We start from the raw sequence: 22304 nt of genomic DNA, 5'->3' as shown, positions 1-22304 counted from the left end.
AGCGCTTGGCGGTTCAGGCTGAATTGGTGAAGGGACGAATGGCGCGAACGCAGCGAAACGACTGCGTAGCGACTGAACACAAGATGCGGCAAGGCGGTCAGGAAGAACCGCCGGTTGTATCGGGAGGATGCGCGACGATGCTGGATTTCGTTCAGCAGCTGGTCAGCGGTGTTGCGCTCGGCTGCGTCTACGGCCTGATCGCGCTCGGCTTCGTGCTTGTCTACAAAGCCACCGAGGTCGTCAATTTCGCCCAGGGCGATTTGATGATGCTGGGCGGCTTCTTTGCCTTCACCTTCATCGGCATGATGGGGCTGAACTACTGGATCGGCTTTGCCGGTGCGGTGGCGGCGATGGCGCTGTTCGGCATGCTGGCCGAGCGCGTGGTGGTGCGGCCGATCCTCGGCTATCCGCAATTCTCCATCATCATGGCCACCATCGGGCTCGGCTATTTCCTGCGCTCGATCGCAGGCATGATCTGGGGGACCGATGATCTGAAGATCGAGACGCCGTTTAGCCAGGGCGTGCTGCGCATCGGCCCGCTGGTGCTCGCCTACGACAAGCTCTCGGTGATCGCGGCGACCATGATCCTGTGCACGCTGCTCTATCTGTTCTTCAACAAGACCACGCTCGGCACTGCGATGCGCGCCAGTTCCGAGAACATGCTCGCGGCCTATTACATGGGCATTCCGGTCAAGCGCGTGGTGTCGATCGTCTGGGCGATCAGCGCGGCGGTCGCGACCTGCGCCGGCGTGCTGCTGGCGCCGATCACCTTCATCCATTCCAATGTCGGCCTCGTGCTCGGCCTCAAGGCGTTTCCGGCCGCCGTGCTCGGCGGCTTCGGCTCGATCCCCGGCGCCGTGGTCGGCGGCGTCCTGATCGGCGTCATCGAGAGCATGGCGGGCTTCTATCTGGCCGAGGGCTGGAAGGACGTCGCGCCCTACATCGTGCTGCTCGCCGTGCTCTTGCTCAAGCCCGAAGGCCTGTTCGGCCTTCACGTCCGCAAGAAGGTCTGAACGCATGCGCTTCCTGTTCAAGACCGACTACGAGGACGACATCAGGCTGTTTCCGCATTCGGGCTATTACGTCTCATACGGTCTCCTGCTGGCCGTGCTGCTGATCGCGCCCTATGTGCTCTCCAGCTATCTGATGAGCCAGCTCGTCTTCGTCTGCATCTATGCGACCGTCGGCGTGGCGCTGCTGATCCTGACCGGTTTCACCGGGCAGGCCTCGCTCGGGCACGCGGCGTTCCTCGCGATCGGCGCCTACACGGCGGCGTACTTGCAGACGTACAACGTGCCGTTCCCGGTCTACTTCCTCGCCGCAGGCCTTCTGTCCGGTTGCATTGGCGCGTTGGTCGGCTTTCCCGCGCTGCGGCTCCAGGGCATCTACCTCGTCATCGCCACTATCTCCTTCGCCTTGATCGTCGAGGAGATCCTGGCGCGTTGGGAGAGCGTGACCCACGGCAACGAGGGCATGCGGGTGAAGACGCTGTCGCTGCTCGGCGTTGCGGTGCCGCGCGACAGCCCCACTTTCTATTTCCTCTGCCTCGCCGTGCTGGTGCTGACCATCGTCGGTACGCTCAATCTGCTGCGTTCGCCCACCGGGCGCGCCTTCGTCGCGATCCGCGACAGCGAGACCGCTGCGCGCAGCATGGGCGTCAATGTCGCGCTGTACAAGGTGAAGTCCTTTGCGATCTCCGCGGCGATCACCGGCTTCGCCGGCGTGTTGTTTGCGCACAAGCTCTCCTTCATCTCGCCGGAGATGTTCACGCTCCAACTCTCGATCGAGTTCATCATCGTAATCCTGATCGGCGGCACCTTCAGCCTGCACGGCGCGGTGCTGGGGGCAATCTTCATCGTGATGATCGATCCGTTCCTGACCTACCTCAAGGACGACATGCCCGGCATCATCGCCGGCATTGCAGCGACCTTCGGAGCGGGCACGCAAGCCGCAGCCAATGTCCAGTCCAAGGTCGCGGCCTTTGCCTCGCTCAACGGCCTGAAAGGCGCGATCTACGGCATCATCATCGTATTGTTCGTGCTGTTCGAGCCGCTCGGGCTTTACGGCCGCTGGCTCAAGATCAAACTCTTCTTCCAGCTGTTCCCGCTCTACAAGCGCGCCACCTTCAAGCGGCAGAAGATCTACGTGAAGTCGGAGCGCAACCGATGAGCTATTTTCGCGCCGAGAACTTGTCCCTGCATTTCGGTGGGCTGAAGGCCGTCGATGCGGTGTCGTTCGCGGTCGAGAAGGGCGAGATCCTCTCGATCATCGGGCCCAACGGTGCCGGCAAGAGCTCGATTTTCAACCTGATTTCGCGGATCTACCGCCCGACCTCGGGTCGCATCTTCTTCGAAGACCAGGACATCACGGAGCAGCCGCCCCACGACATCGCAAGGCTCGGCATCGCCCGCACGTTCCAGAACATCGAACTGTTCGAGAATGCGACGGTGTTGTCGAACCTGTTGGTCGGCCGCCACCGGCATTCGACCACGCAGCTTTGGCAGGAGCTGTTGTTCCTGCCGGGCGTGCGCGCCGACGAGAAGGTGCATCGCCGCAGGGTCGAACAGGTCATCGAATTCCTCGATCTCGAGCCCTACCGCGACAAGCTGATCTCGGGTCTGCCTTACGGCGTGCGCAAGGTGATCGAGCTGGCCCGCGCGCTGTGCTCGGAGCCGAAGCTGATCCTGCTCGACGAGCCGTCCTCCGGCCTCAACGTGGAGGAGACCGACGACATGTCGTTCTGGATCCGCGACCTGAAGAGCGAGCTCGGCGTCACCGTGCTCATGGTCGAGCACGATATGTCGCTGGTCAACCGCGTCTCCGACCGCGTCATCGCCCTGAACTACGGCCGGGTGCTGGCGATGGGCTCGCCCGCCGAAGTGCAACAGCACCCCGATGTCGTTGCCGCCTATCTGGGAGCCTGACGCGATGGATGCCGTGGTAACACCAGACATCATCCTGAAACTCTCCAACATCGAGAGCTATTACGGGCCGATCATGGCCATCCGCGGCATCTCGCTCGAAGTGCCGCGCGGCCGCATCGTCACGCTGCTGGGCGCCAACGGCGCCGGCAAGACGACGGTGCTGAAGACGATCTCGGGCATTCTCGATCCGCAGAAGGGCGCCATCGAGTTCATGGGCAAGTCGATTCAACGCATGGAGGCGGACAGGATCGTGCGGCTGGGCCTCAGCCACGTGCCGGAGGGACGCGAGGTGTTCCCGTTCCTCTCCGTGCGCGAGAACCTGATGATGGGGGCCTATCCGCGCAAGGATCGTAACGGCGTTGCGGACGATCTGGAGCGCGTCTACGGCTATTTCCCGCGGCTGAAGGAGCGCATCAACCAGCCGGCCGGACAGCTCTCCGGCGGCGAGCAGCAGATGCTCGCGATCGGCCGCGCGCTGATGAACCGGCCGACTCTGTTGCTGCTCGACGAGCCCTCGCTTGGGCTGTCGCCGATCCTGGTGAAGGAAATCTTCGCGATCATCCGGCGCGTCAACGAGGAGCAGGGCATGTCGATCCTGCTGGTCGAGCAGAACGCCAAGGTGGCGCTGGAGACGGCGCATTATGGCTATGTACTGGAGACCGGCCGGATCGTGATGAACGACAGCTGCGACCGCTTGATGCATTCGAAGGACATCCAGGAATTCTACCTTGGCGCCAAGGAAGCGGGCGCACGAGGCGAGCGGCGCTGGAAAAAGAAGAAGACTTGGCGTTAGAGGAAGACTTGGCGTTAAGGGAAGACTTGGCGTTAGAAAAAGCCTTAAATACCAAAGCCCATCCGCCAATATAGACCGCCGGCAAGGCAGGCAGCGGAGGGGAACGCGACAGGGAGGAGACGTGCATGGCCCGACCGGCGGTGCTGACGGTCGCTGACACGATCGCGAAAAGCTTTTTGCGCGCCGCGGAGACGCGGGGCGACAGGCCGGCTATACGCGAGAAGAAATTCGGGATCTGGCAGCCGACCAGCTGGCGCGAATGGCTGGAGATCTCGAAGGAGGTCGCCTACGCGCTGCATGCCATCGGCTTCAGGCCCGGCGACGTTGCTTCCATCATCGCCAACGCCGTGCCGGAATGGGTCCATGTCGACATGGGCATTCTGTGCGCCGGCGGCGTCTCTTCCGGGATCTATCCGACCGATGCCTCATCCCAAGTCGAATATCTCGTCAACGATTCCCGGACGAAGGTGATCTTCGCCGAGGACGAGGAGCAACTCGACAAGATCCTGGCCTGTCGCGCACGCTGCCCGTCTCTGCGAAAGATCATCGTGTTCGACATGGAGGGCCTCAGCGGCTTCTCCGATGAAATGGTGATGTCGCTCGACGAGTTTCGCGCGCTCGGGCGCAACCACATGGCCGGCCGCGAGGCGCTGTGGCAGGAGATGGTCGACAGTCGTAGCGCAAGCGATCTCGCGGTCCTCGTCTATACATCCGGCACCACGGGTCCGCCCAAGGGCGCCATGCACGCCAACCGTAGCGTCACGCACCAGATGCGGCACGCCAACGATTTCATTCCGGCGCGCGAGAACGAGGACCGGCTGATCTTCCTGCCGCTTTGCCACGTCGCCGAACGGATCGGCGGCTATTACATCTCGGTCGCGCTTGGCTCGGTGATGAATTTTGCCGAGAGTCCGGAGACTGTGCCGGACAATCTGCGCGAGGTGCAGCCGACCATCTTCCTCGCGGTGCCGCGGATCTGGGAGAAATTCTATTCCGCGATCACCATCGCGCTGAAGGATGCGACGCGGTTGCAGCAATGGGTCTACCGCCGCGCCATCGACATCGGCTATCGCATGGTCGATTGCAGGATTGAAGGCAAGCCGCCGCCGCTGCCGTTGCGGCTCGCCAACGGCATCGCTTACCGGGTCGTCTTCCGCAACATCCGACGCATGATCGGGCTCGACCGTTGCCGCATCGCCTTCACCGGCGCGGCGCCAATCGCGCCGGAGCTGATCCGCTGGTATCTCGCGCTCGGCATCGACATTCACGAGGTCTACGGCCAGACCGAGAATTGCGGGGTCGCCACCATGATGCCGGCGGAGCGGATCAAGCTCGGCTCGGTAGGCAAGGCGGTTTCCTGGGGCGAAGTCGCGCTGTCACCCGAGGGGGAAATCCTGATCAGGGGCGACTTCCTGTTCATGGGCTACCTGAACCAGCCGGAGAGGACAGCCGAGACCATCGACCATCGCGGTTGGCTGCATACCGGCGACGTCGGCACCATCGACAATGAGGGCTTCGTCCGCATCACCGACCGGATGAAGGACATCATCATCACCTCCGGGGGCAAGAACATCACGCCGTCCGAAATCGAAAATCAACTGAAATTCTCGCCCTACATCTCGGATTCCGTGGTGATCGGCGACAAGCGGCCATACCTCACCTGCCTCGTGATGATCGACCAGGAGAATGTCGAGAAATTCGCGCAGGACCACGACATCCCCTTCACCAATTATGCCAGCCTGTGCCGCGCGGCGGAGATCCAGGACCTGATCTGGCGCGAAATCGAAACGGTCAATGCCAATTTCGCCCGCGTCGAGACCATCAAGAGATTCTATCTGATCGAACGCCAGCTCACCCCGGAGGACGAAGAGCTGACGCCAACCATGAAGCTGAAGCGCGGCTTCGTGAACAAGCGTTATGCCGCCGAGATCGACGCGATGTATCCGGCGCGGGCGGTGGCTTGAACAATCTTGTTTGAATAACAGGGAAGGAGTGAAGGCCCCACCCTTCGCATCATAAGGGCCCCAAGGAGAGGAGACTTCAATGTCGAGATCGTTGAAAACGTTCGGCTTTGCGGCAGGCGCGGTGGTGCTCACCTGTCTGCCTGCCGCGGCGCAGACCAAGGTCACCAATGAGGGCATCTCGGCCTCCGAGATCGTCATCGGCACCCATCAGGATCTGTCGGGGCCGATCAAGGGCTGGGGTGTGCCAGTCTCGAACGGCATGAAGATGGCGGTCGAGGAGATCAACGCCGCCGGCGGCGTCCAGGGGCGGAAGATTCGGCTTGTCGTCGAGGACAGCGGCTACGATCCGAAGAAGGCCGTGCTCGCGTCGCAGAAGTTGATCGAGCGCGACAAGATCTTCGCGATGGTGGGGCCAATGGGCTCGCCGACCGTGCTGGCGGCGCAGGATATCCTGCTCGACGCCGGCGTGCTTCAGCTCTTCCCGCTGACGGCGGCGGAGTTCACGTTCAAGTTCGATCCCGCCAAGCCGCAGGAGCGGCTGAAGTTCAACAATCTGCTGCCCTATGTCGAGAGTACGCGGGCGGCGCTGAAATACATGATGGAGTGGAAGAACTTCAAGAAACCCTGCATCATGCATCAGGACGACGAGTACGGGAAGAACGTGCTCGACGGCTTCAACCAGCAGCTTACTGCCATGAAGGTGCAGCCGGCCTCGATCACGAGCTACAAGCGCGGTGCCTCCGACTTCAGCGCGCAGATCGCCAAGATGAAGTCCGACAGCTGCGACCTCGTTGTGCTCGGCGCTGTGCTCCGTGAGCCCATCGGCGCGATGACGGAAGCCAAGAAGCTCGGCTGGGAGGTCACCTTTCTCGGCGCGACGCCGACCAACGTGATGGAGGTGCCCATGCTCGGCAAGGAGGCGGTCGAAGGCCTCTATGCTGCGTCCGGATTCGAGATTCCCTATGAGGACACCGCAAAGGGCAAGGTGAAGGACTGGCTGGTCAACTACAAGAAGATGTTCAGCACCGATGCCAACACGCAGGCCATCATTGGCTACAATGCGGTGATGACGTTCGCGTTTTACGCCAACAAGGCGGGCAAGGATCTGACCGGCCAGAAGATGCTGGACGCGCTGGAATCGGGCGACAAGTTCCTCGACATCTTCAACTCGCCGCCGACCAAATTCTCCAAGACCGACCACCTCGCCAACACCATCACCCAGGTGCAGCAGGTCAAGGGCGGCCGCTGGGTTCTGGTGAAGGACAATCTGATGTTTTGATTTCTTCGCCTCTTCCCGCATGCGGGGAGAGGCGGGAATTTGCGCAGCAAATTTCCCCGTGAGGGGGCTCTCCGCGAGTCTAACTGTCACCGGATTCGCTGAAGCAGCCGCTCACCCCAACCCTCTCCCTGCGAAGAGCGGGGAGAGGGAGAGCACACAGCCCTACGATCCCCCACCTGCGGTGCCTGAATTCACCGGGGCCAGTTCGTCTTCCCGGCAGCGCCAGCCATCGGCGGCTTTGACAAATGCAAACGTGCGCTGGATCCGCAGGCGGCGTGTGACGTTGAAGGCGTCCGTGGAGCGCTCCTTGTTGCCGACGCCGGGCTGCGGACGACCCGTTCTGGCATCCCAGCAGGTGCCCGTACAGGTCGTGGCGATCTTGCTGCAGGTGGCGAAGGGCGCCAGCACGGCCATCTCGATCTCGCCCGTGACCTGCGCTTCCTGCTCGCCCACCTGGCTGTCGAGTGCGTAGACGCGGTTGATGCGGAGGAAGTTGCCGCAGGAATTGGCCGCGTGGATTCGCGCGGCGCAGAAATCGACGGCATCGGTGTCGGGCGAGTGGGCTGCGACCTGCCGGCCGAACACCTTCTTCGGATCGCCTTTCGCCGTGCCAATCTCGTCAGCCTTGTGCTTCAGATAGCCGGCGAGACAGTCCTCCGCGGACTCGAGCTCCCCGAGCGGCACGTTCTCCTTGCCAACCAGATTGCATTTGCGATCGCGCTCCCGCGTCCACCGGCCGTATTCGGCGAAGGCAAAGCGCGCCGCGGTCGGATCGAGCTTGCCGATCAGGCCGAGAACCTGGCTGTTCAACTCAGTCTCGGCCAGCGCCAGCGACGGGTCCGCACAGATCAGCGCGCCCGCGGCGGTGTTGGCGGCGAGACAGTCGAAATCCGGATCGCGTACGATCGCTGCGCGCTCATCGGTCACCTTGAGAAGACATGCCTTCACCCGGTCGAAATCTTCGGCGCGGATCGCGGTCTGGCCGACGATGCCGCAACCGAGATTGCGCTGGCGGATCCAGATCGCGTTCTCCTCGATCCCGGGCAGGCGATCGGGCAGGCGGGCAAGCCGCGCCTCGATTCCCGTGCTCAGCTTCTCGGCGGCGGCGGCAAGCTCGGCATCACCGCAGAACAATTGATTGCCGGGATCGCGGATCTGCTGGCAGTTGTTCCTGGCGAACAGCGGCAGCCTGTCGGCGACGGAGCGGTCGGACGGGCTGGATTGCGCGAAGCCTGGAGCCGCCGGCAAGGCCAGCAGCGCAAGCATAGTCAGCACGATGAACCGCATTCCAGTCGCCCCCGCATAGCCGCGGGCATGCTAGCGTCCCGAATCGCGCGGCGAAATGACTTTGTGGGGTAAGCGTACTTTATACCGGGCTACAACAAGATCAACGCGCCTCGGCGGCGATCATCGAGAACCGCACGGGCTCGTCGACATATTTCAACACGGCCGAGTGGTAGAGCACGAACAGCGGCTGGTAGCTCCGTGCAGCGTCGTCCTCGACCATTGCCATGCGACGGTTGTCGAGCATCAGCCAGTGGCCGTCGAGCCGTGCAGCGGCAATCGCATGCTCTTCGCCGGCCCTGAGGTCGCGCACCACGACGATGCGGAGATCTTCCGCGGCAATGCCCGCGAGCTTAAGAGCGGCGAGCTTGGCAATGGCATAGTCCTCGCAATCCCCGGCGCCACGCGCGAAGGTCGCGAGCGGCGAGCTCCAGACGTCCTCAGAACCGTCATCGGCGGCGCGGATGCCGAGGTTGATGGCGCGATTGGTTTCGCCCAGCCGGGCGCGGCCGTCACGGCTGCGGGCCTGGTCGACGATCGCGAGCAGTTTCAGCGCAGCGGGCGAAGCGCAATTGTCCCGATCGCCGTCGCACAGGGCGAGCTGCACCATGTCATCGTCGAGCCTGGACCTCAGGGCGAGCCATTTCTGTTGCAGGCTGCCGGCGGAGATGGCGAAGGCGAACACGCCGAACGGCTCGGCGGATTTGCGCACGAGGACGCCGGCTCCCGGCGATAGTAGCGTGCCAGCGCGAAGCTCGGCGGCCGATCCGAGTAGGATCAATCCGCACAGCACAAGGATAGCGCGCCAAGCGCGCGAACGAGCAGCGGTCTCCATCTGACATCCCCTTCCGGCTTCGCCAGGTCCCCCTCGACCTGCACGTGCCGGGCTTTGTTGCTTTCGCGGAGATAGTGCGAGGCGGGCGGTTTTGTTCTGCTTAACGCGCCCGGCCTGGGGTCCCAAAACCGGGCAACAGGCTGAAACGGGCCTGCTCATATTGCGTAAAATTTTACGATTCGCCGGCTAGGAGGGCGGCAGTTGCCGCGAAGAGGGACCAATTGCAGGCAGAAGTTGTTGTGGAACTGATTCTGCGCCTTATGGCTAACGGCTGGCTATTTCGTGAGTTCTGTTAGCTGGATCACAGATTTGGCCCCGTATTTGCCGCAGGGTGGTGCGGGGCACCACGAACAAAAGATGACAGAAGTATCTATTGCCAGATTTCTGCAATAGAATACATGAGGTTACTGAAAATGAGCGAAAATAAGCGCTACTTTACTTATGAGTATTTGAAAGATTACTTTGGCTTCCCTGCAGGTGCCCAGCCGTCCGAGAGCATCGACCGCTTGGTGATGCGAAATCACACAAGCAATAGGTGGTTTCGCTAAGGACTTGGTAATGATATGCAAGTTTAGGCGAGCGATACTTACTTAGATTTTAACTCCTTTTTTGGTGCCCGGATTGAATTACGCTGGCAAATTTGACGCCGCGATTTCCTTGGACGGCTTGGGTTCCCGATCGCCCGCCGATGGCCATGTCGATTCCTTTACTGCGAAGGCACACGGCCACGTGCCCGATGGCGCATTCGTGGTTCCCGACCCGAACCTGATCTTCAACGGCGATTTCAAGCGCGCCGGTCTCGATCTCGTGCTGTCTCATGATGGGCACGATTTCGTCGTTCACGATTATTTCAGGGGCGACAAGCGCGCGGCGATCGCCTCGCCCGACGGCGCGCACCTCACCGGCGACGTCGTCAACGCACTCACCGGCCATGTGCAATACGCGCAGGCCGCCTCAGGCATTGCCGCCGCGCAGGTCATCGGCCACGTCACCAAGCTCTCCGGCAGCGCGACCGCGGTCCGTAACGGCGTCTCCGTCATCCTGAACAATGGCGACAACGTCGAGAAGGGCGACGTGGTCTCGACCGGCGGCGACTCGACGCTCGGCATTACGTTCATCGACGGCACGGTGTTCGGCCTGTCCTCCAATGCGCGGATGGTGCTGAACGATATGGTCTACGACCCCAACGGGTCGAACAATTCCTCTCTGCTCAGTCTGGTCGCAGGCACCATCACTTTCGTTGCCGGTGAGACCGCTAAGCACGGCGACATGAAGGTCGACACGCCGGTCGCCACCATGGGCATCCGCGGTACGGCGGTGCTGAGCCAGATCAACTTCGTCGTTCCCGCTGGCGGCGGCGATCCGCAGCCGCAGGCAAGCTTCCAGGTGCTGGTCGAGCCGAACGGCACGACGGGCTCCTACATCCTGTTCGACAAGGTCACGCTGCTGCCGATCGCGACGGTCAACCAGGCCGGCCAGATGATCCAGATCAGCGGCGGCAACGTCTCGATCTCCAATGCGCTGATGTCGCCGGACATCCAGAAGCTGATCACGGACGTGTTCACGCTGAAGTTCACGGACAACAACAGCAACACCAAGCTGACCCAGAACTTCACCGACTCGATCACGCAGACCGGCAACATTGTCTTCATCAAGACGGATACCGGTGCCACCGCGACCGCGACCTTCACGCATCTCCCTGAGCCGGGATCGCAGGGGACCGGCCATAATCCGTCGACCAGCACCCGCATTCCCGGCCCGCCCGTTCGTCAAAGCCTCGATCTCAACGGCAATGTGAAGACGGCGTTCGAGATGATCGAGCGCGCGGGCACGACCGGCGACACAACTCATTACGATACCATCTCCGGTCGCATCACCTTCGTCGATCAAAACCTGGCCGATCTGCCAACGGTGAGCATAGACCTCGGCGATGCGCCGAACTTTGTCTACAAGAACGCCGGCCAGCAGGATGTCACCGGCGCGCTCTCTGCGCTCCAGAAGCAGGACATCGCGGCAACGCAGATCCAGCTCAGCGTGGCCGCAGCCGCCGGTAACAACAACAACGGCTCGGCGGTCTGGACCTACACGATTCCCGACCACGTCTTCGACTTCCTCGCGGCGGGCGAAACGTTGACGCTGACCTACAAGGTCCGCGTCAACAATAATTTCTCGGTCAATCCCGAAACGTCGACCATCGACATCACCATCACGATCACCGGCACCAACGACAAGCCGGTGATCACCACCAGCGTTCCGACCATCATCTTCGAAGGCGGCACCAGCGTGCCGGGTGGCCCGCTCACCAGCGATGTTCCCACGTCGGGCACGCTGAGCTTCGACGACGTCGATCTCACCGACAAGCATACGGTGTCGGTGGCGTTGAGCAGCGCGACCCTGCCTGACGGCACCGTTCCGCCGGGGCCGCTTGCGGCGTTCCAGAGCGCGATGTCGGTCGCGATCGCGGCGGGCGCCGATAGCACCGGAGACGGCACCGGCACCATCAACTGGTCGCTGGCTGACCTGCCGGTCTATCTCGCCGACTTCATCCCCAAGGGTGAGGTGCTGACGCTGGTCTACACCGTGACGCTCAAGGACGCGCAAGGCGCCACCTCGCAGCAGACCATCACCGTCACGATCACCGGCACCGACGCTCCCGCCGTGGTGTGGATCGCGACCGACAAGCCCGGCGCTCCCTCGGGCGGCTTCTGGAAGGATGCGGCCAACTGGGCAACCGGCACGGTCCCGACCATCAATGACGACGTCATCGTCATCACCGACCAGCTGCATGGGCTGACGCCGTCCTATCCGGTGACGATCGACACGGCAGCCTTTGCCAAGTCGATCACGATGAACGACTACGACACCGCGGTCGGCCACAAGGCGCCGGAAGTCATCAACAAGAGTGCGTTGACGATTGCGGGCGAGATCAGCCTCAAGGCCGATTCGAAGCTCACCAATTTCACGGCAAGCACGATCTCGGTTGGTGGCAAGGCTGAGTTCCTGGACAGCAGCGTCCTCACCAATGCCGGCTACCTGACGCTCAAGGGCGGCGGCGATTTCGCCAACGGCACCACAATCACCAATTCCGGCACGATCGAGCTGTTCGGCGGCACGCTGAAGACGCTCGCCGGAATTAACAATGCCGGCGGCACGCTGAAGGCCGATGCCGGCACGACGCTGATCGTCGACACCGCCACCATCAGCGGCGGCACGGTCACCATCGCCGGCACGCTGGAACTCGACGGCAGCAGCGTCCTCAAGAACGGCACGCTGAACAATTCAGGGGCGGTCAACGTCAAGGGCACGGCGGATTTCGCCCACGAGACCGTCGCAAACACGTCCGGCGGCACGATCAAGGTGCTGGCGAATGGCTGGCTGACGATCGACCAGGGCTCCGGCGTCGCCAACACCGGCAACGTCACGGTGGACGCCACCGGCAAGCTGACGGTCAACGGCGCCACGATCAGCGGCACCGGCACGGTCACCGGCAACGGTGAGATTGATCTCACCGGCGCTGCGGTGCTGAGCGGCAGCATCCTGAACAACAACGCGGTCTTTAAGGTCAGCGGCACCGGCAACGTGCTGGACCACGAGACGGTCACGAATGCGAGCACCGGCACGATCGAAGTGCTGGCGAACGGCGCGCTGACGATCGACCAGGGCTCGACGGTCGCGAATGCCGGTAACGTCACGGTCGATGCCAACGGCAAGCTGACAGTCAATGGCGCCACGCTCAACGGTGCCGGGACTGTCACCGGCAACGGCGAGATCGACCTGACCGGCGCTGCCGTGCTGAGCGGCGGCATCCTAAACAACAACGCGGCCTTCAAGGTCAGCGGCAGCGGCAACGCGCTGGACCACGAAACGATCACGAATGCGACGACCGGCACGATCGAAGTGCTAGCGAACGGCGCGCTGACGATCGACCAGGGCTCGACGGTTGCGAATGCCGGCAACGTCACGGTCGATGCCAACGGCAAGCTGACGGTGAACGGCGCCACGATCAATGGTGCCGGTACGGTCACCAGCAATGGCGAGATCGATCTGACCGGCGGCGCGGTTCTGAGCGGCGGCATCCTGAACAACAATGCGGCCTTCAAGGTCAGCGGCACCGGCAACGCGCTCGACCATGAGACGATCACGAATGCGAGCACCGGCACGATCGAGGTGCTGGCGAACGGCACGCTGACGATCGACCAGGGCTCGACTGTCGCGAATGCCGGCAACGTCACGATCGATTCCGCTGGCAAGCTGACAGTTAACGGCGCCACGATCAGCGGTACCGGGACTGTCACGGGCAATGGCGAGATCGATTTGACCGGCGCTGCGGTGCTGAGCGGCGGCATCCTGAACAACAACGCGGCCTTCAAGGTCAGCGGCACGGGTAACGCGCTAGACCATGGAACAATCACGAACGCGGGCACCGGCACGATCGAAGTGCTGGCGAACGGTGCGCTGACGATCGACCAGGGCTCGACGGTCGCGAATGCCGGTAACGTCACGGTCGATGCCAACGGCAAGCTGACGGTCAACGGGGCGACGATCAACGGCACCGGCACGGTCACCGGCAATGGCGAGATCGATTTGACCGGCGCTGCGGTGCTGAGCGGTGGCATCCTGAACAACAACGCGGCCTTCAAGGTCAGCGGCACCGGCAACGCGCTGGACCACGAGACGGTCACGAACGCGAGCACCGGTACGATCGAAGTGCTGGCGAACGGTGCGCTGACGATCGACCAGGGCTCGACGGTTGCGAATGCCGGTAACGTCACGGTCGATGCCAACGGCAAGCTGACGGTCAACGGGGCGACGATCAACGGCACCGGCACGGTCACCGGCAATGGCGAGATCGATTTGACCGGCGCTGCGGTGCTGAGCGGCGGCATCCTGAACAACAACGCGGCGTTGAAGGTCAGCGGCACCGGCAACGCGCTGGACCACGAGACGATCACGAATGCGAGCACCGGCACGATCGAGGTGCTGACGAATGGCGCGCTGACGATCGACCAGGGCTCGACGGTCGCGAATGCCGGTAACGTCACGGTCGATGCCAACGGCAAGCTGACAGTTAACGGCGCGACGATCAGCGGTGGTACGATCAACGGTCTCGGCACGATCGATGTCACCGGCGCCAGCAAGATCGATCAATCGGCGACGCTGAGCACCACTGCCGTGACGGTCGAGAGCGGCGTCATCCTGACGCTGGATGACGTGATAGTTGCGGGCACCGCAATCGCCAATCATGGCACGGTCAAGGTCGATGCAGGCAGCAAGCTGACATTGAACGGTGCGAGCCTGACAGGCGGCGCGCTCACCGTTTCGGGCACGCTGAATTCGACCGGCACAACTGCGATTACCGACGCCAACATCTCGAACAACTATCTGATCGAGGCAACCCTGGGCGCGTTGACGCTGCTGGCGACGACCTCCGCAAGCTCGATCGCGAATGGCGGCATCCTCAGGGCCAATGGCGCCGAGCTCGACATCAACGGCGAAGCCATCGCAAACACCGGCACGCTGGCGGCGATCAATCATGGGACACTGAAGCTGATCGGGATGACGGTGACCGACACCGGCAGCGGTAGTGTCTCGGTCGAGTCCGGCTCGGCACTCGATCTTCAGGGCGCGACCATCGACGGCGGCACGGTGACGATTGCCGGTACGCTGGAATCGACCGGCACCAGCGCCATCGACAATGCCGACATTACCAACACCGGCACGATCACGGTCACCAGCGGTACGCTGACGATTGATCCCGCCACGCTTCACGCCATCACCAATCACAATCTCATTCAGGCGAAGGGCGGCGTGCTCGACGTCTCCGGTGAGGATATCTCCAACACTGCGGCTCTTGAGGCAGTCAACCACGGCACGCTGAAGCTGGCAAATCTCACCGTTAGCAACAGCAGTGCTGGGTCGATCACGGTCGACGGCACCTCGAAGCTCTATCTGACCGACGTTTCGATCAACGGCGGCAGCCTGAGCAATGCCGGCAATCTCTACAGCGCCGGCGTCGATACGGTCACGGGCAGCGTCACCAACACTGGCATCATCGAGGTCCAGAGCGGCATTCTCGACCTTGCGGGCGGCATCGCCGGTTCAGGCAAGGTAATCGTCGATGTTGGCGCGACGCTGGAGTTTTCGGGCGCGACCGGTTCGATCCACATCGTCAATTCCGGCTCCATCGTGGGCGCCGGTGGCAATGCGGCGATCCACATCCAGCAGGATACGACCGGTTCGGTGATCAACAATTCCGGCACCATCGGGCCGCCCGCCGCTTCGAGCGTGACCTCCGCGACCGACGCGATCATCGAGATCGGTGGCAGCCTCACGATCAACAACACCGGCCACATCAACGGCAATATCTCGGTCGCCAGCGCGACCTTCAATAACGAGTCCGGCGGCACCTGGACGGTCGCCGGCACGAGCGCCTTCGGCAATGCGTCGTCGATCGTCAATGACGGTGTCATCGATCTCCTCAACGGCGCCTCGATCTCCCTGGGTGGGCCTGGACTCGTCAATCACAGCCACATCGACAGCTGGGGCACGGCGTCGATCTCGGGCACCATCAGCAATACCGGCAGCATCGAGGTCCATGATGGCGAGCTGTCGCTGTTCGGCTTGCTGACCGGCACGGGCTCGGTCACCGTCGATGCCGGTGCGCTGCTGAAGCTCGAAGGCACGGTCGCGCAGACGATCAACCTCGCGGGCGACGGCGCCGCGGTTGAGATCGATACGGATACGTTCGGCGGATCGATCGCGGAGCTGTCGGCGAACGACACGATCGACCTGTCGACGATCAAATACGGGCTCGGCACCAGCGCGGTCTATGTTGCAAACTCCAATCCCGCGACCGGCGGCGTGCTGACGGTGACCGATGCGGACGGCAATCACATCAGCCTGAACCTGGCCGGCGCCGACTACAGCAATGCCCATTTCGCCGGGAGCGACGACGGCACTGGCCACACGCTGATCACGATGACCGATGACCACGCCCCGGCCTTCACCGCCGGCGGCGTGCTGGCGGGGGGCGTCTCCGAGCAGGCGGACGCCACCGGTGACTTCGCCACCTCCGATACCTCAACGCCTGCGACCGGCGCGATTGACTTCACCGACATCGACCTGACCGACCTGCCGTCGGCACAGATCACCGGCCAGGACGTGACCTCGCTTGGCGCCGATCACAGCACTAACCTCACCTCGTCGCTCTCGCTTGACGAGATCGCGGCGCTCAAGAGCGGGCTGACGCTTCTGCCGCAGGCCGGGCTGAACAATGGCATCGTCACCTGGAGCTATTCGATCGCCGACGGCGCGCTGGACTTCCTCGCCAAGGACCAGACCGCGAAGGTGGTTTCTACCATCACGAGCACGGACGATTACGGCGAGACCGCCACAACCGACGTCACGGTCACGATCACAGGCAAGAACGACGCGCCGACCTTGGCCGCGGTCACCACGGATCCGCTCGTCGATACCTCCATCGCCGACAGCTTCTCGGACGTCACGGGAATGCTGGTCGGAACCGACGCCGACCATGGAGAGACGGCGGGGCTGACCTATGCCGTTCTGAACGCGGATAGTCATGGGACGACGGCTGGCCTGTACGGCTCGCTGACGGTCAACGCGAACGGCACCTACACCTACGTTCCCGATGCGGCTTCGATCAACGCGCTTTCGGAAGGCCCTTGTTCGGACGTCTTCACGATTCAGACCACGGACGCGCAAGGTGCTGTCGGCACGGCATCATTCACGGTTGCCGTAACAGGCGCCAACGACGCTCCGGTGTTGACCGATGGTAGCATCGGGCAGCTCACCGATACGTGCGCAGCGGATAATTTCTCTGACCTCACCGGACAGGTGGTCGGGACCGATGCCGACTCCGGCGATACGCTGACCTACACCTTGCTGAACGCAGATCACCAGGCAGTCGGAGAGGTCACGGGTCACTATGGCGCGCTGGCGCTCAACACGAACGGCACCTACACCTACGTTCCCGATGCGGCTTCGATTAACGCGCTGCCGGGCTGCTTGCACTATTCCGACAGTTTCACGGTCCAGGTCACGGATGCACATGGCGCCGCCTCCACGGCGATATACACGGTGGACCTGACGGGCGCCAACGACGTGCCAACGCTGTCCGCTCTCAACCTCGGCAAGCTTACGGACACGGCGGCGACCGACACCTTCTCCAATCTCACCGGAAATCTCGCGGGCACCGACGCCGATGCCGACGAGACGGTGACGCTGACCTATTCTGTCCAGAATGCGGATAGTTGCGGGACGGCTCCAGGACACTACGGCGCGCTGACGGTCCACTCTGACGGCAGCTACACCTACGTTCCCGACGCGGCTGCGATCAACGCGTTGCAAGAAGGGCCCTTCGCGGATACGTTTACGGTCCAGACGACGGACGCGCATGGCGCGACCGGCACTGCGACACTCACGGTGGACGTGGACGGCGCGAACGATGCGCCGGTAATGGACGTCAACCAGATCAGCCTCACGCATGACGACGCTCAAGTCACTGTGCACGGTATCTCGGCCACCGACTCCGATGCGGCTGCCAATGAAACCTTCACGCTCGTTGCCTCCGGCTCGGGTAGCAATTTGAGTCCGGCGTCGACGTCCGATACCTTGGCGCATATCAATTCCGCGCTGCAGACCGTGACCTACACTGATGCAAGTGAAGGTGCGGCCATACAGACGGTCACGCTCACCGTGGCCGACAGTCACAACGCAAGCAAGACGGTTAGCCTGCTCTTTGGCACGGCCGGGCAAGATGACTTCATCGGGACAGGCCATCAGGACCAGTTCGTGTTCGCCGCCAGTTCCAACAACGATACGATCACCAATTTCACGCCCGGTCAGGACCATATCGACTTGTCGGCAGTCGTGACCGCCAGCGATTTTGGGGCATGGATGGCGCAGCACGTGGCGGCTTCGCCGACCAATTCCGCTGACACCCTGGTCACGATCAACGCTTCGGACACCATCCTTCTGAAGGGTGTCGCCCACCTCCAGGCGAGCGACTTCATCGTCCATGCCTGATTGCTGCATGATGGGCCGCGATCGTCGGCAGGCCCGATCCACGCTGCCGTTCACCGCCAAAGCGTGATATCCAGCCACCATGAAACGTCTCAAGATCCTGCGGCGGTGGTTTGCGCGCAAGTTCGGGTTTGCGCGGCTGATGTGCCTTGCGCTGCTGGTCGTATTTGCCGGCGCTCGGCTCTGGGATCCGCCTCCGATCCAGGAACTGCGGCTGCGCACGTTCGACATGTTTCAATTGATCGATCCGCGCCACAAGACGGCGCGGCCGGTCACCATCGTCGACATCGACGACAAGAGCCTCGCCAAGCTCGGCCAGTGGCCGTGGCCGCGGACGCGGATCGCCGACATGATCCAGAACCTCACCAATCACGGCGCGGTGGCGATCGGCTTCGACGTCGTGTTCTCGGAGGCCGACCGGCTCAACCCGGATCTGGTCGCGAGCCAGATGCGCTACCTGGACGACGCCACCCGCGCCAAGCTGCGCGAGCTGCCGAGCAACGACCAGATCCTCTCCGAAGCGATCAAGCGCTCGCGCGTGATCCTGGGCGAGACTGGGCAGCGGGCGATTTCGTCCGAGGTCGACAAGTCGCTGCCCTTCACCGGCGTCGCGACGGTCGGCGAGGAGGGCGCTGAGCGCTTCCTATTCGAATTTCCCGGGCTGTTGCGCAACGTGCCCGAGATCGAGAAGGTCGCGGCCGGCCGCGGCCTGTTCTCGATCAAGACCGAGCGCGACGGCCTGATCCGGCGCGTGCCGATGATCATGCGCGCCCAGGGCATGGTCATGCCTTCGCTGAGCCTCGAGATTTTGCGCGTCGTCACGGGCACGCCGACCTTGCTGGTTCGGACCGACAAGACCGGCGTGCGGGCCGTGCGTCTCAAGGGCGTGGAGATCCCAACCGACAGGAACGGTCAGCTCTGGGTGCATTACGCGCGCCAGGATCCCTCGATCTACGTCTCGGCCGCCGACGTGCTCGACAATACGGTGCCGCCTAACAAGATCGCCGGCAAGCTGGTGCTGATCGGCACCTCGGCGGTTGGGCTCAACGACATCAAGACCACGCCGGTGTCCTCGACCATGCCCGGCGTCGAGATCCACGCCCAGGTGCTGGAGAGCGTGCTGAGCGGCGCGGTGATCTCCCAGCCGAACTATGCGCTCGGCGTCGAGCTGCTCGCCGCGCTCGTCATCGGCTTGCTCGTCATCATCTTCACGCCGAACCTCGGACCAGTTCGCCTCGTGCTTGCCGGCGCGACCTTCGCCGCTATCCTGATCGGAGTGTCCTGGTTCTTCTATGCGCAGCACCGCTATCTCATCGACTTCACTTATCCGCTGCTCTCGACCACCGCGATCTATCTGACGCTAATCTTCGCCAGCTTCGTGCGCGAGCAGCGCCAGCGCGTGCAGATCCGCGGCATGTTCGCGCAATACATGTCGCCGGTGCTGGTCGAGCAACTCGCGCAGTCACCGGAAAAACTCGTCCTCGGCGGCGAGGAGCGCGAAATGACGATCATGTTCTCCGACGTGCGCGGCTTCACCACCATATCGGAAACCTACAAGCACGATCCGCAGGGCCTGATCGCGCTGATGAACCGCTTCCTGACTCCGCTGACCGACGTGATCATCGATCAGAAGGGCTATATCGACAAATATATGGGCGACGCCATCATGGCGTTCTGGAATGCGCCGCTCGACGATGCCGAGCACGAGGTCAACGCCTGTGAGGCCGCGATCCAGATGTTGGAGAAGATCGACGCGGTGAACAAGGACCGCGAGCAGGAGGCCATTGATGGCGGTCACGTCTACATCCCGCTCAATGTCGGTATCGGTCTCAACACCGGCATCGGCGTCGTCGGCAACATGGGATCCGACCTGAAGAAGAACTATTCGGTGCTCGGCGACAGCGTCAACCTGGCCTCGCGCCTGGAAGGCCAGTCGAAGGAATACGGCTTTCCCATTATCGTTGGCTCGCGCACCGCGCTCGCGGCCAAGGACAAGTTCGCGATCCTCGAACTCGACTTCATCATGGTCAAGGGCAAGACCGAGCCGGAGGTGATCTATGCCATCGCCGGCCGCGAGGATGTGATGCTTTCAGGCGCCTTCCAGCGCCTGCGCAACGTCACCATCGAAATGCTCGCCTGCTATCGCAGCCGCGACTGGCAGGGCGCGCTGGACGCGATCGACCGCGGCCGCAGGAGCGAGGATGCCGACACGCTGGAAAAGCTGTTCAAGCTCTATGAAGTGCGCATCAAGGAATTCCAGGTCAATCCACCGCCGGAAGGTTGGACCGGGGCCTATGCGCTGCTGACGAAATAAGGGAGGCGCTTGCTAGCGGCTAAACCCTCGGTGTCGTCCCGGCGCAGGCCGGGACCCATACTCCGCAGCAGAAGCTGTACGCCAGATCGGAGTTGGCTGTCGTTGCCGAATTCAACTCGGTGGTTATGGGTCCCGGCTACGCCGGGACGACAGCGGTGTTCGACGCCGCAGGCCGTCGCCTTAATAAGAGGTGTCGTCCTGGCTTTCGCCAGGACGACAGTGGTGTTTGCGGAAGCGGGGTGCCGACCTTGAGCCTCACTCCGCCCCGATCGTCGTGAGATCCTGGAACCAGTGCTGCGCCTGCACGAACTGCTTGACCTTGGGCGACAGCGCATGCGGGTTGGTGTCGTGCACCACCCATACCAGCGTGGCGTCGTCGACGATCAGCGCGTGCGCCTGCGCCAGCAACTCGTCCTGCTTGGCGCTGTCGAAGGTCTGCTTGGCCTCGTCGATCAGCGCGTCGGCCTTCGGGTTTTTGTAGCCGCCCCAGTTGACGCCGACCGGCGCGATCTGGCTCGAATGGAAGAAGCGGACGATGGCGTAGAGCGGGTCAGAGGTGACATAGGCGATGTTGTTGGCGGTGATGCCGGCGTTCATCTCGTCGGCCGCGCCCTTGCGCCAATGCGTATAGAGTGTCTCGAGCTCGACGACCTTGAAATCGATGTCGATGCCGGTCTCCTTGAAGCTCTGCTGCAAAAATTCGTTCATCGGCAGCGACAGCATCTGGCCGGTGCCGCCCTGTGCGATGATGAAGGTCGCTTTCAGCGGCTTCGCCTTGGAGTAGCCGGCTTCCTCGACCAGCTTCTTGGCGGCTGCGACATCGTATTTCAGCTCGAAGCTCGGCTTGCCGAACCAGGGGCTCGACGGATCGACCTGTCCCTTGGCGGGTTTCGCAAGGCCATTCATCAGGCCCACCACGGCTTCACGATCGATCGCGAGGTTCAGCGCCTTGCGCAGGCGGATGTCGGTCTAGGGCGAACCCGGCAGCACGCTCAGATGATAATTCCAGACATGCGGCGTAACGTTGTCGACGAGCTTCATGCCGGCGGCCTTGAGCTGCGGCACGGCATCCGGCGCCGGCGTCTCGATCAGATCGACCTGCCCGGCCAGCAGCGCATTGGTGCGCGTCAGCGCTTCCGGCATCGGCACCAGCACGAGCTTGTCGACCTTGGGAATACGCTTCTTGTTCCAATAATCCGGATTCTTCGTGAGCTCGGCGAGTTCGCGCGGCACCAGTTTTGTCAGTTTGAACGGGCCGGTCCCCGAAGGCTGGCTCGCGAACTTGTCCCAGTCCTTACCGAGCTTCTCGTATTGCGCCGGGCTGGAGACCAGGAACCACAGCATCTGATAGGGAAAGAAGGAATCGACCGTCTTGGTGGTGATCTCCACCGTGAAGTCGTCGATCTTGGCGTAGCTCGCGACCGAAGGCAGGCGGGTCTTGACCTGCGCACTCTGGCGCTTGTCGAATTGCGGCGCCTTGTCATTGAGCACCTTGTCCAGATTCCAGATCACGGCGTCGGCATCGAACTCGCTGCCATCGTGAAACTTCACGCCCTTGCGCAAGGTGAAGCGCCATTTGGTCTTGTTCTCGGCATCGACCCTCCACTCGGTGGCCAATCCGGGCACCAGCTTTCCCGGCCGGTCGGCGACGTCCATCTCCCACGCCACGAGCGGATCGTAGATGGTGTAGGCCGTGAACTGATAGGCGCCCGCGCCGCGATCGGGCTGGCCGGTCGTCAGCGGGATGTCCGCCATCGAGATGCCGTAGCGCAGCACCGTTTCGGCGCCCGCCGGAATCGCGGACAACGCCAGTGCAAGCACGGCGAAACAGGTCGATAGTCGGATACGCATGGGCCAAAGCTCCAA

General features: G+C 62.7%; 10 protein-coding genes and 1 pseudogene. 8 read left to right on the top strand and 3 right to left on the bottom strand.

Going from position 1 to position 22304, the window contains the following annotated elements; translation table 11 throughout:
• Nucleotides 1-137: 137 nt before the first annotated feature.
• The 6 genes from IVB54_RS36350 to IVB54_RS36325 all read left to right on the top strand — a co-directional run bounded on the left by IVB54_RS36350 (nucleotide 138) and on the right by IVB54_RS36325 (nucleotide 6960).
• On the top strand, nucleotides 138-1013 hold the full coding sequence (locus IVB54_RS36350; RefSeq protein WP_018458185.1) for a branched-chain amino acid ABC transporter permease: 876 nt from the start codon (nucleotides 138-140) through the stop codon (nucleotides 1011-1013).
• 4 nt (nucleotides 1014-1017) lie between these two features.
• On the top strand, nucleotides 1018-2169 hold the full coding sequence (locus IVB54_RS36345) for a branched-chain amino acid ABC transporter permease (RefSeq protein WP_018458186.1): 1152 nt from the start codon (nucleotides 1018-1020) through the stop codon (nucleotides 2167-2169).
• Nucleotides 2166-2924, top strand: a complete 759-nt coding sequence (locus IVB54_RS36340) for an ABC transporter ATP-binding protein (protein WP_018458187.1) — start codon at nucleotides 2166-2168, stop codon at nucleotides 2922-2924. Before IVB54_RS36345 ends, IVB54_RS36340 begins: the two co-directional genes overlap by 4 nt.
• Before the next feature lie 4 nt (nucleotides 2925-2928).
• Nucleotides 2929-3717 (top strand): ABC transporter ATP-binding protein, encoded by a 789-nt coding sequence (locus IVB54_RS36335; RefSeq protein WP_018458188.1) that lies wholly within the window; start codon nucleotides 2929-2931, stop codon nucleotides 3715-3717.
• A 125-nt stretch (nucleotides 3718-3842) separates the two neighbouring features.
• Nucleotides 3843-5681, top strand: coding sequence for an AMP-dependent synthetase/ligase (locus tag IVB54_RS36330; RefSeq protein WP_018458189.1), 1839 nt, complete (start codon nucleotides 3843-3845; stop codon nucleotides 5679-5681).
• A gap of 79 nt (nucleotides 5682-5760) precedes the next feature.
• The gene (locus IVB54_RS36325; protein ID WP_026233521.1) at nucleotides 5761-6960 is read left to right on the top strand and encodes an ABC transporter substrate-binding protein; all 1200 of its coding nucleotides are present in this window, start codon (nucleotides 5761-5763) and stop codon (nucleotides 6958-6960) included.
• Nucleotides 6961-7122: 162 nt separating this feature from the next.
• On the opposite strand, the gene IVB54_RS36320 is transcribed toward IVB54_RS36325, so the two are convergent.
• Both IVB54_RS36320 and IVB54_RS36315 read right to left on the bottom strand, forming a co-directional pair.
• Nucleotides 7123-8247 (bottom strand): lysozyme inhibitor LprI family protein, encoded by a 1125-nt coding sequence (locus IVB54_RS36320; RefSeq protein ID WP_018458191.1) that lies wholly within the window; start codon nucleotides 8245-8247, stop codon nucleotides 7123-7125.
• Between the two features lie 100 nt (nucleotides 8248-8347).
• The gene (locus IVB54_RS36315; RefSeq protein WP_247776970.1) at nucleotides 8348-9079 is read right to left on the bottom strand and encodes a transglutaminase-like cysteine peptidase; all 732 of its coding nucleotides are present in this window, start codon (nucleotides 9077-9079) and stop codon (nucleotides 8348-8350) included.
• A gap of 666 nt (nucleotides 9080-9745) precedes the next feature.
• Between IVB54_RS36315 and IVB54_RS36310 the strand changes: the two genes are divergently transcribed.
• Complete coding sequence (locus IVB54_RS36310; protein ID WP_247776969.1) at nucleotides 9746-18127, top strand: VCBS domain-containing protein; 8382 nt, start codon at nucleotides 9746-9748, stop codon at nucleotides 18125-18127.
• Between the two features lie 79 nt (nucleotides 18128-18206).
• The gene (locus tag IVB54_RS36305) at nucleotides 18207-20438 is read left to right on the top strand and encodes an adenylate/guanylate cyclase domain-containing protein (protein WP_018457599.1); all 2232 of its coding nucleotides are present in this window, start codon (nucleotides 18207-18209) and stop codon (nucleotides 20436-20438) included.
• 255 nt (nucleotides 20439-20693) lie between these two features.
• Here the strand turns inward: IVB54_RS36305 and IVB54_RS36300 are convergent.
• Nucleotides 20694-22289, bottom strand: a pseudogene (locus IVB54_RS36300) (ABC transporter substrate-binding protein).
• Nucleotides 22290-22304: the final 15 nt, after the last annotated feature.

Origin of the sequence: Bradyrhizobium sp. CW1, from assembly GCF_023100665.1 — a bacterium.
In the GTDB taxonomy this organism is placed as follows: domain Bacteria; phylum Pseudomonadota; class Alphaproteobacteria; order Rhizobiales; family Xanthobacteraceae; genus Bradyrhizobium; species Bradyrhizobium canariense_D.
Note: the sequence above shows the minus strand (reverse complement) of the source record. Positions and strands in the feature narration are given on the sequence as shown.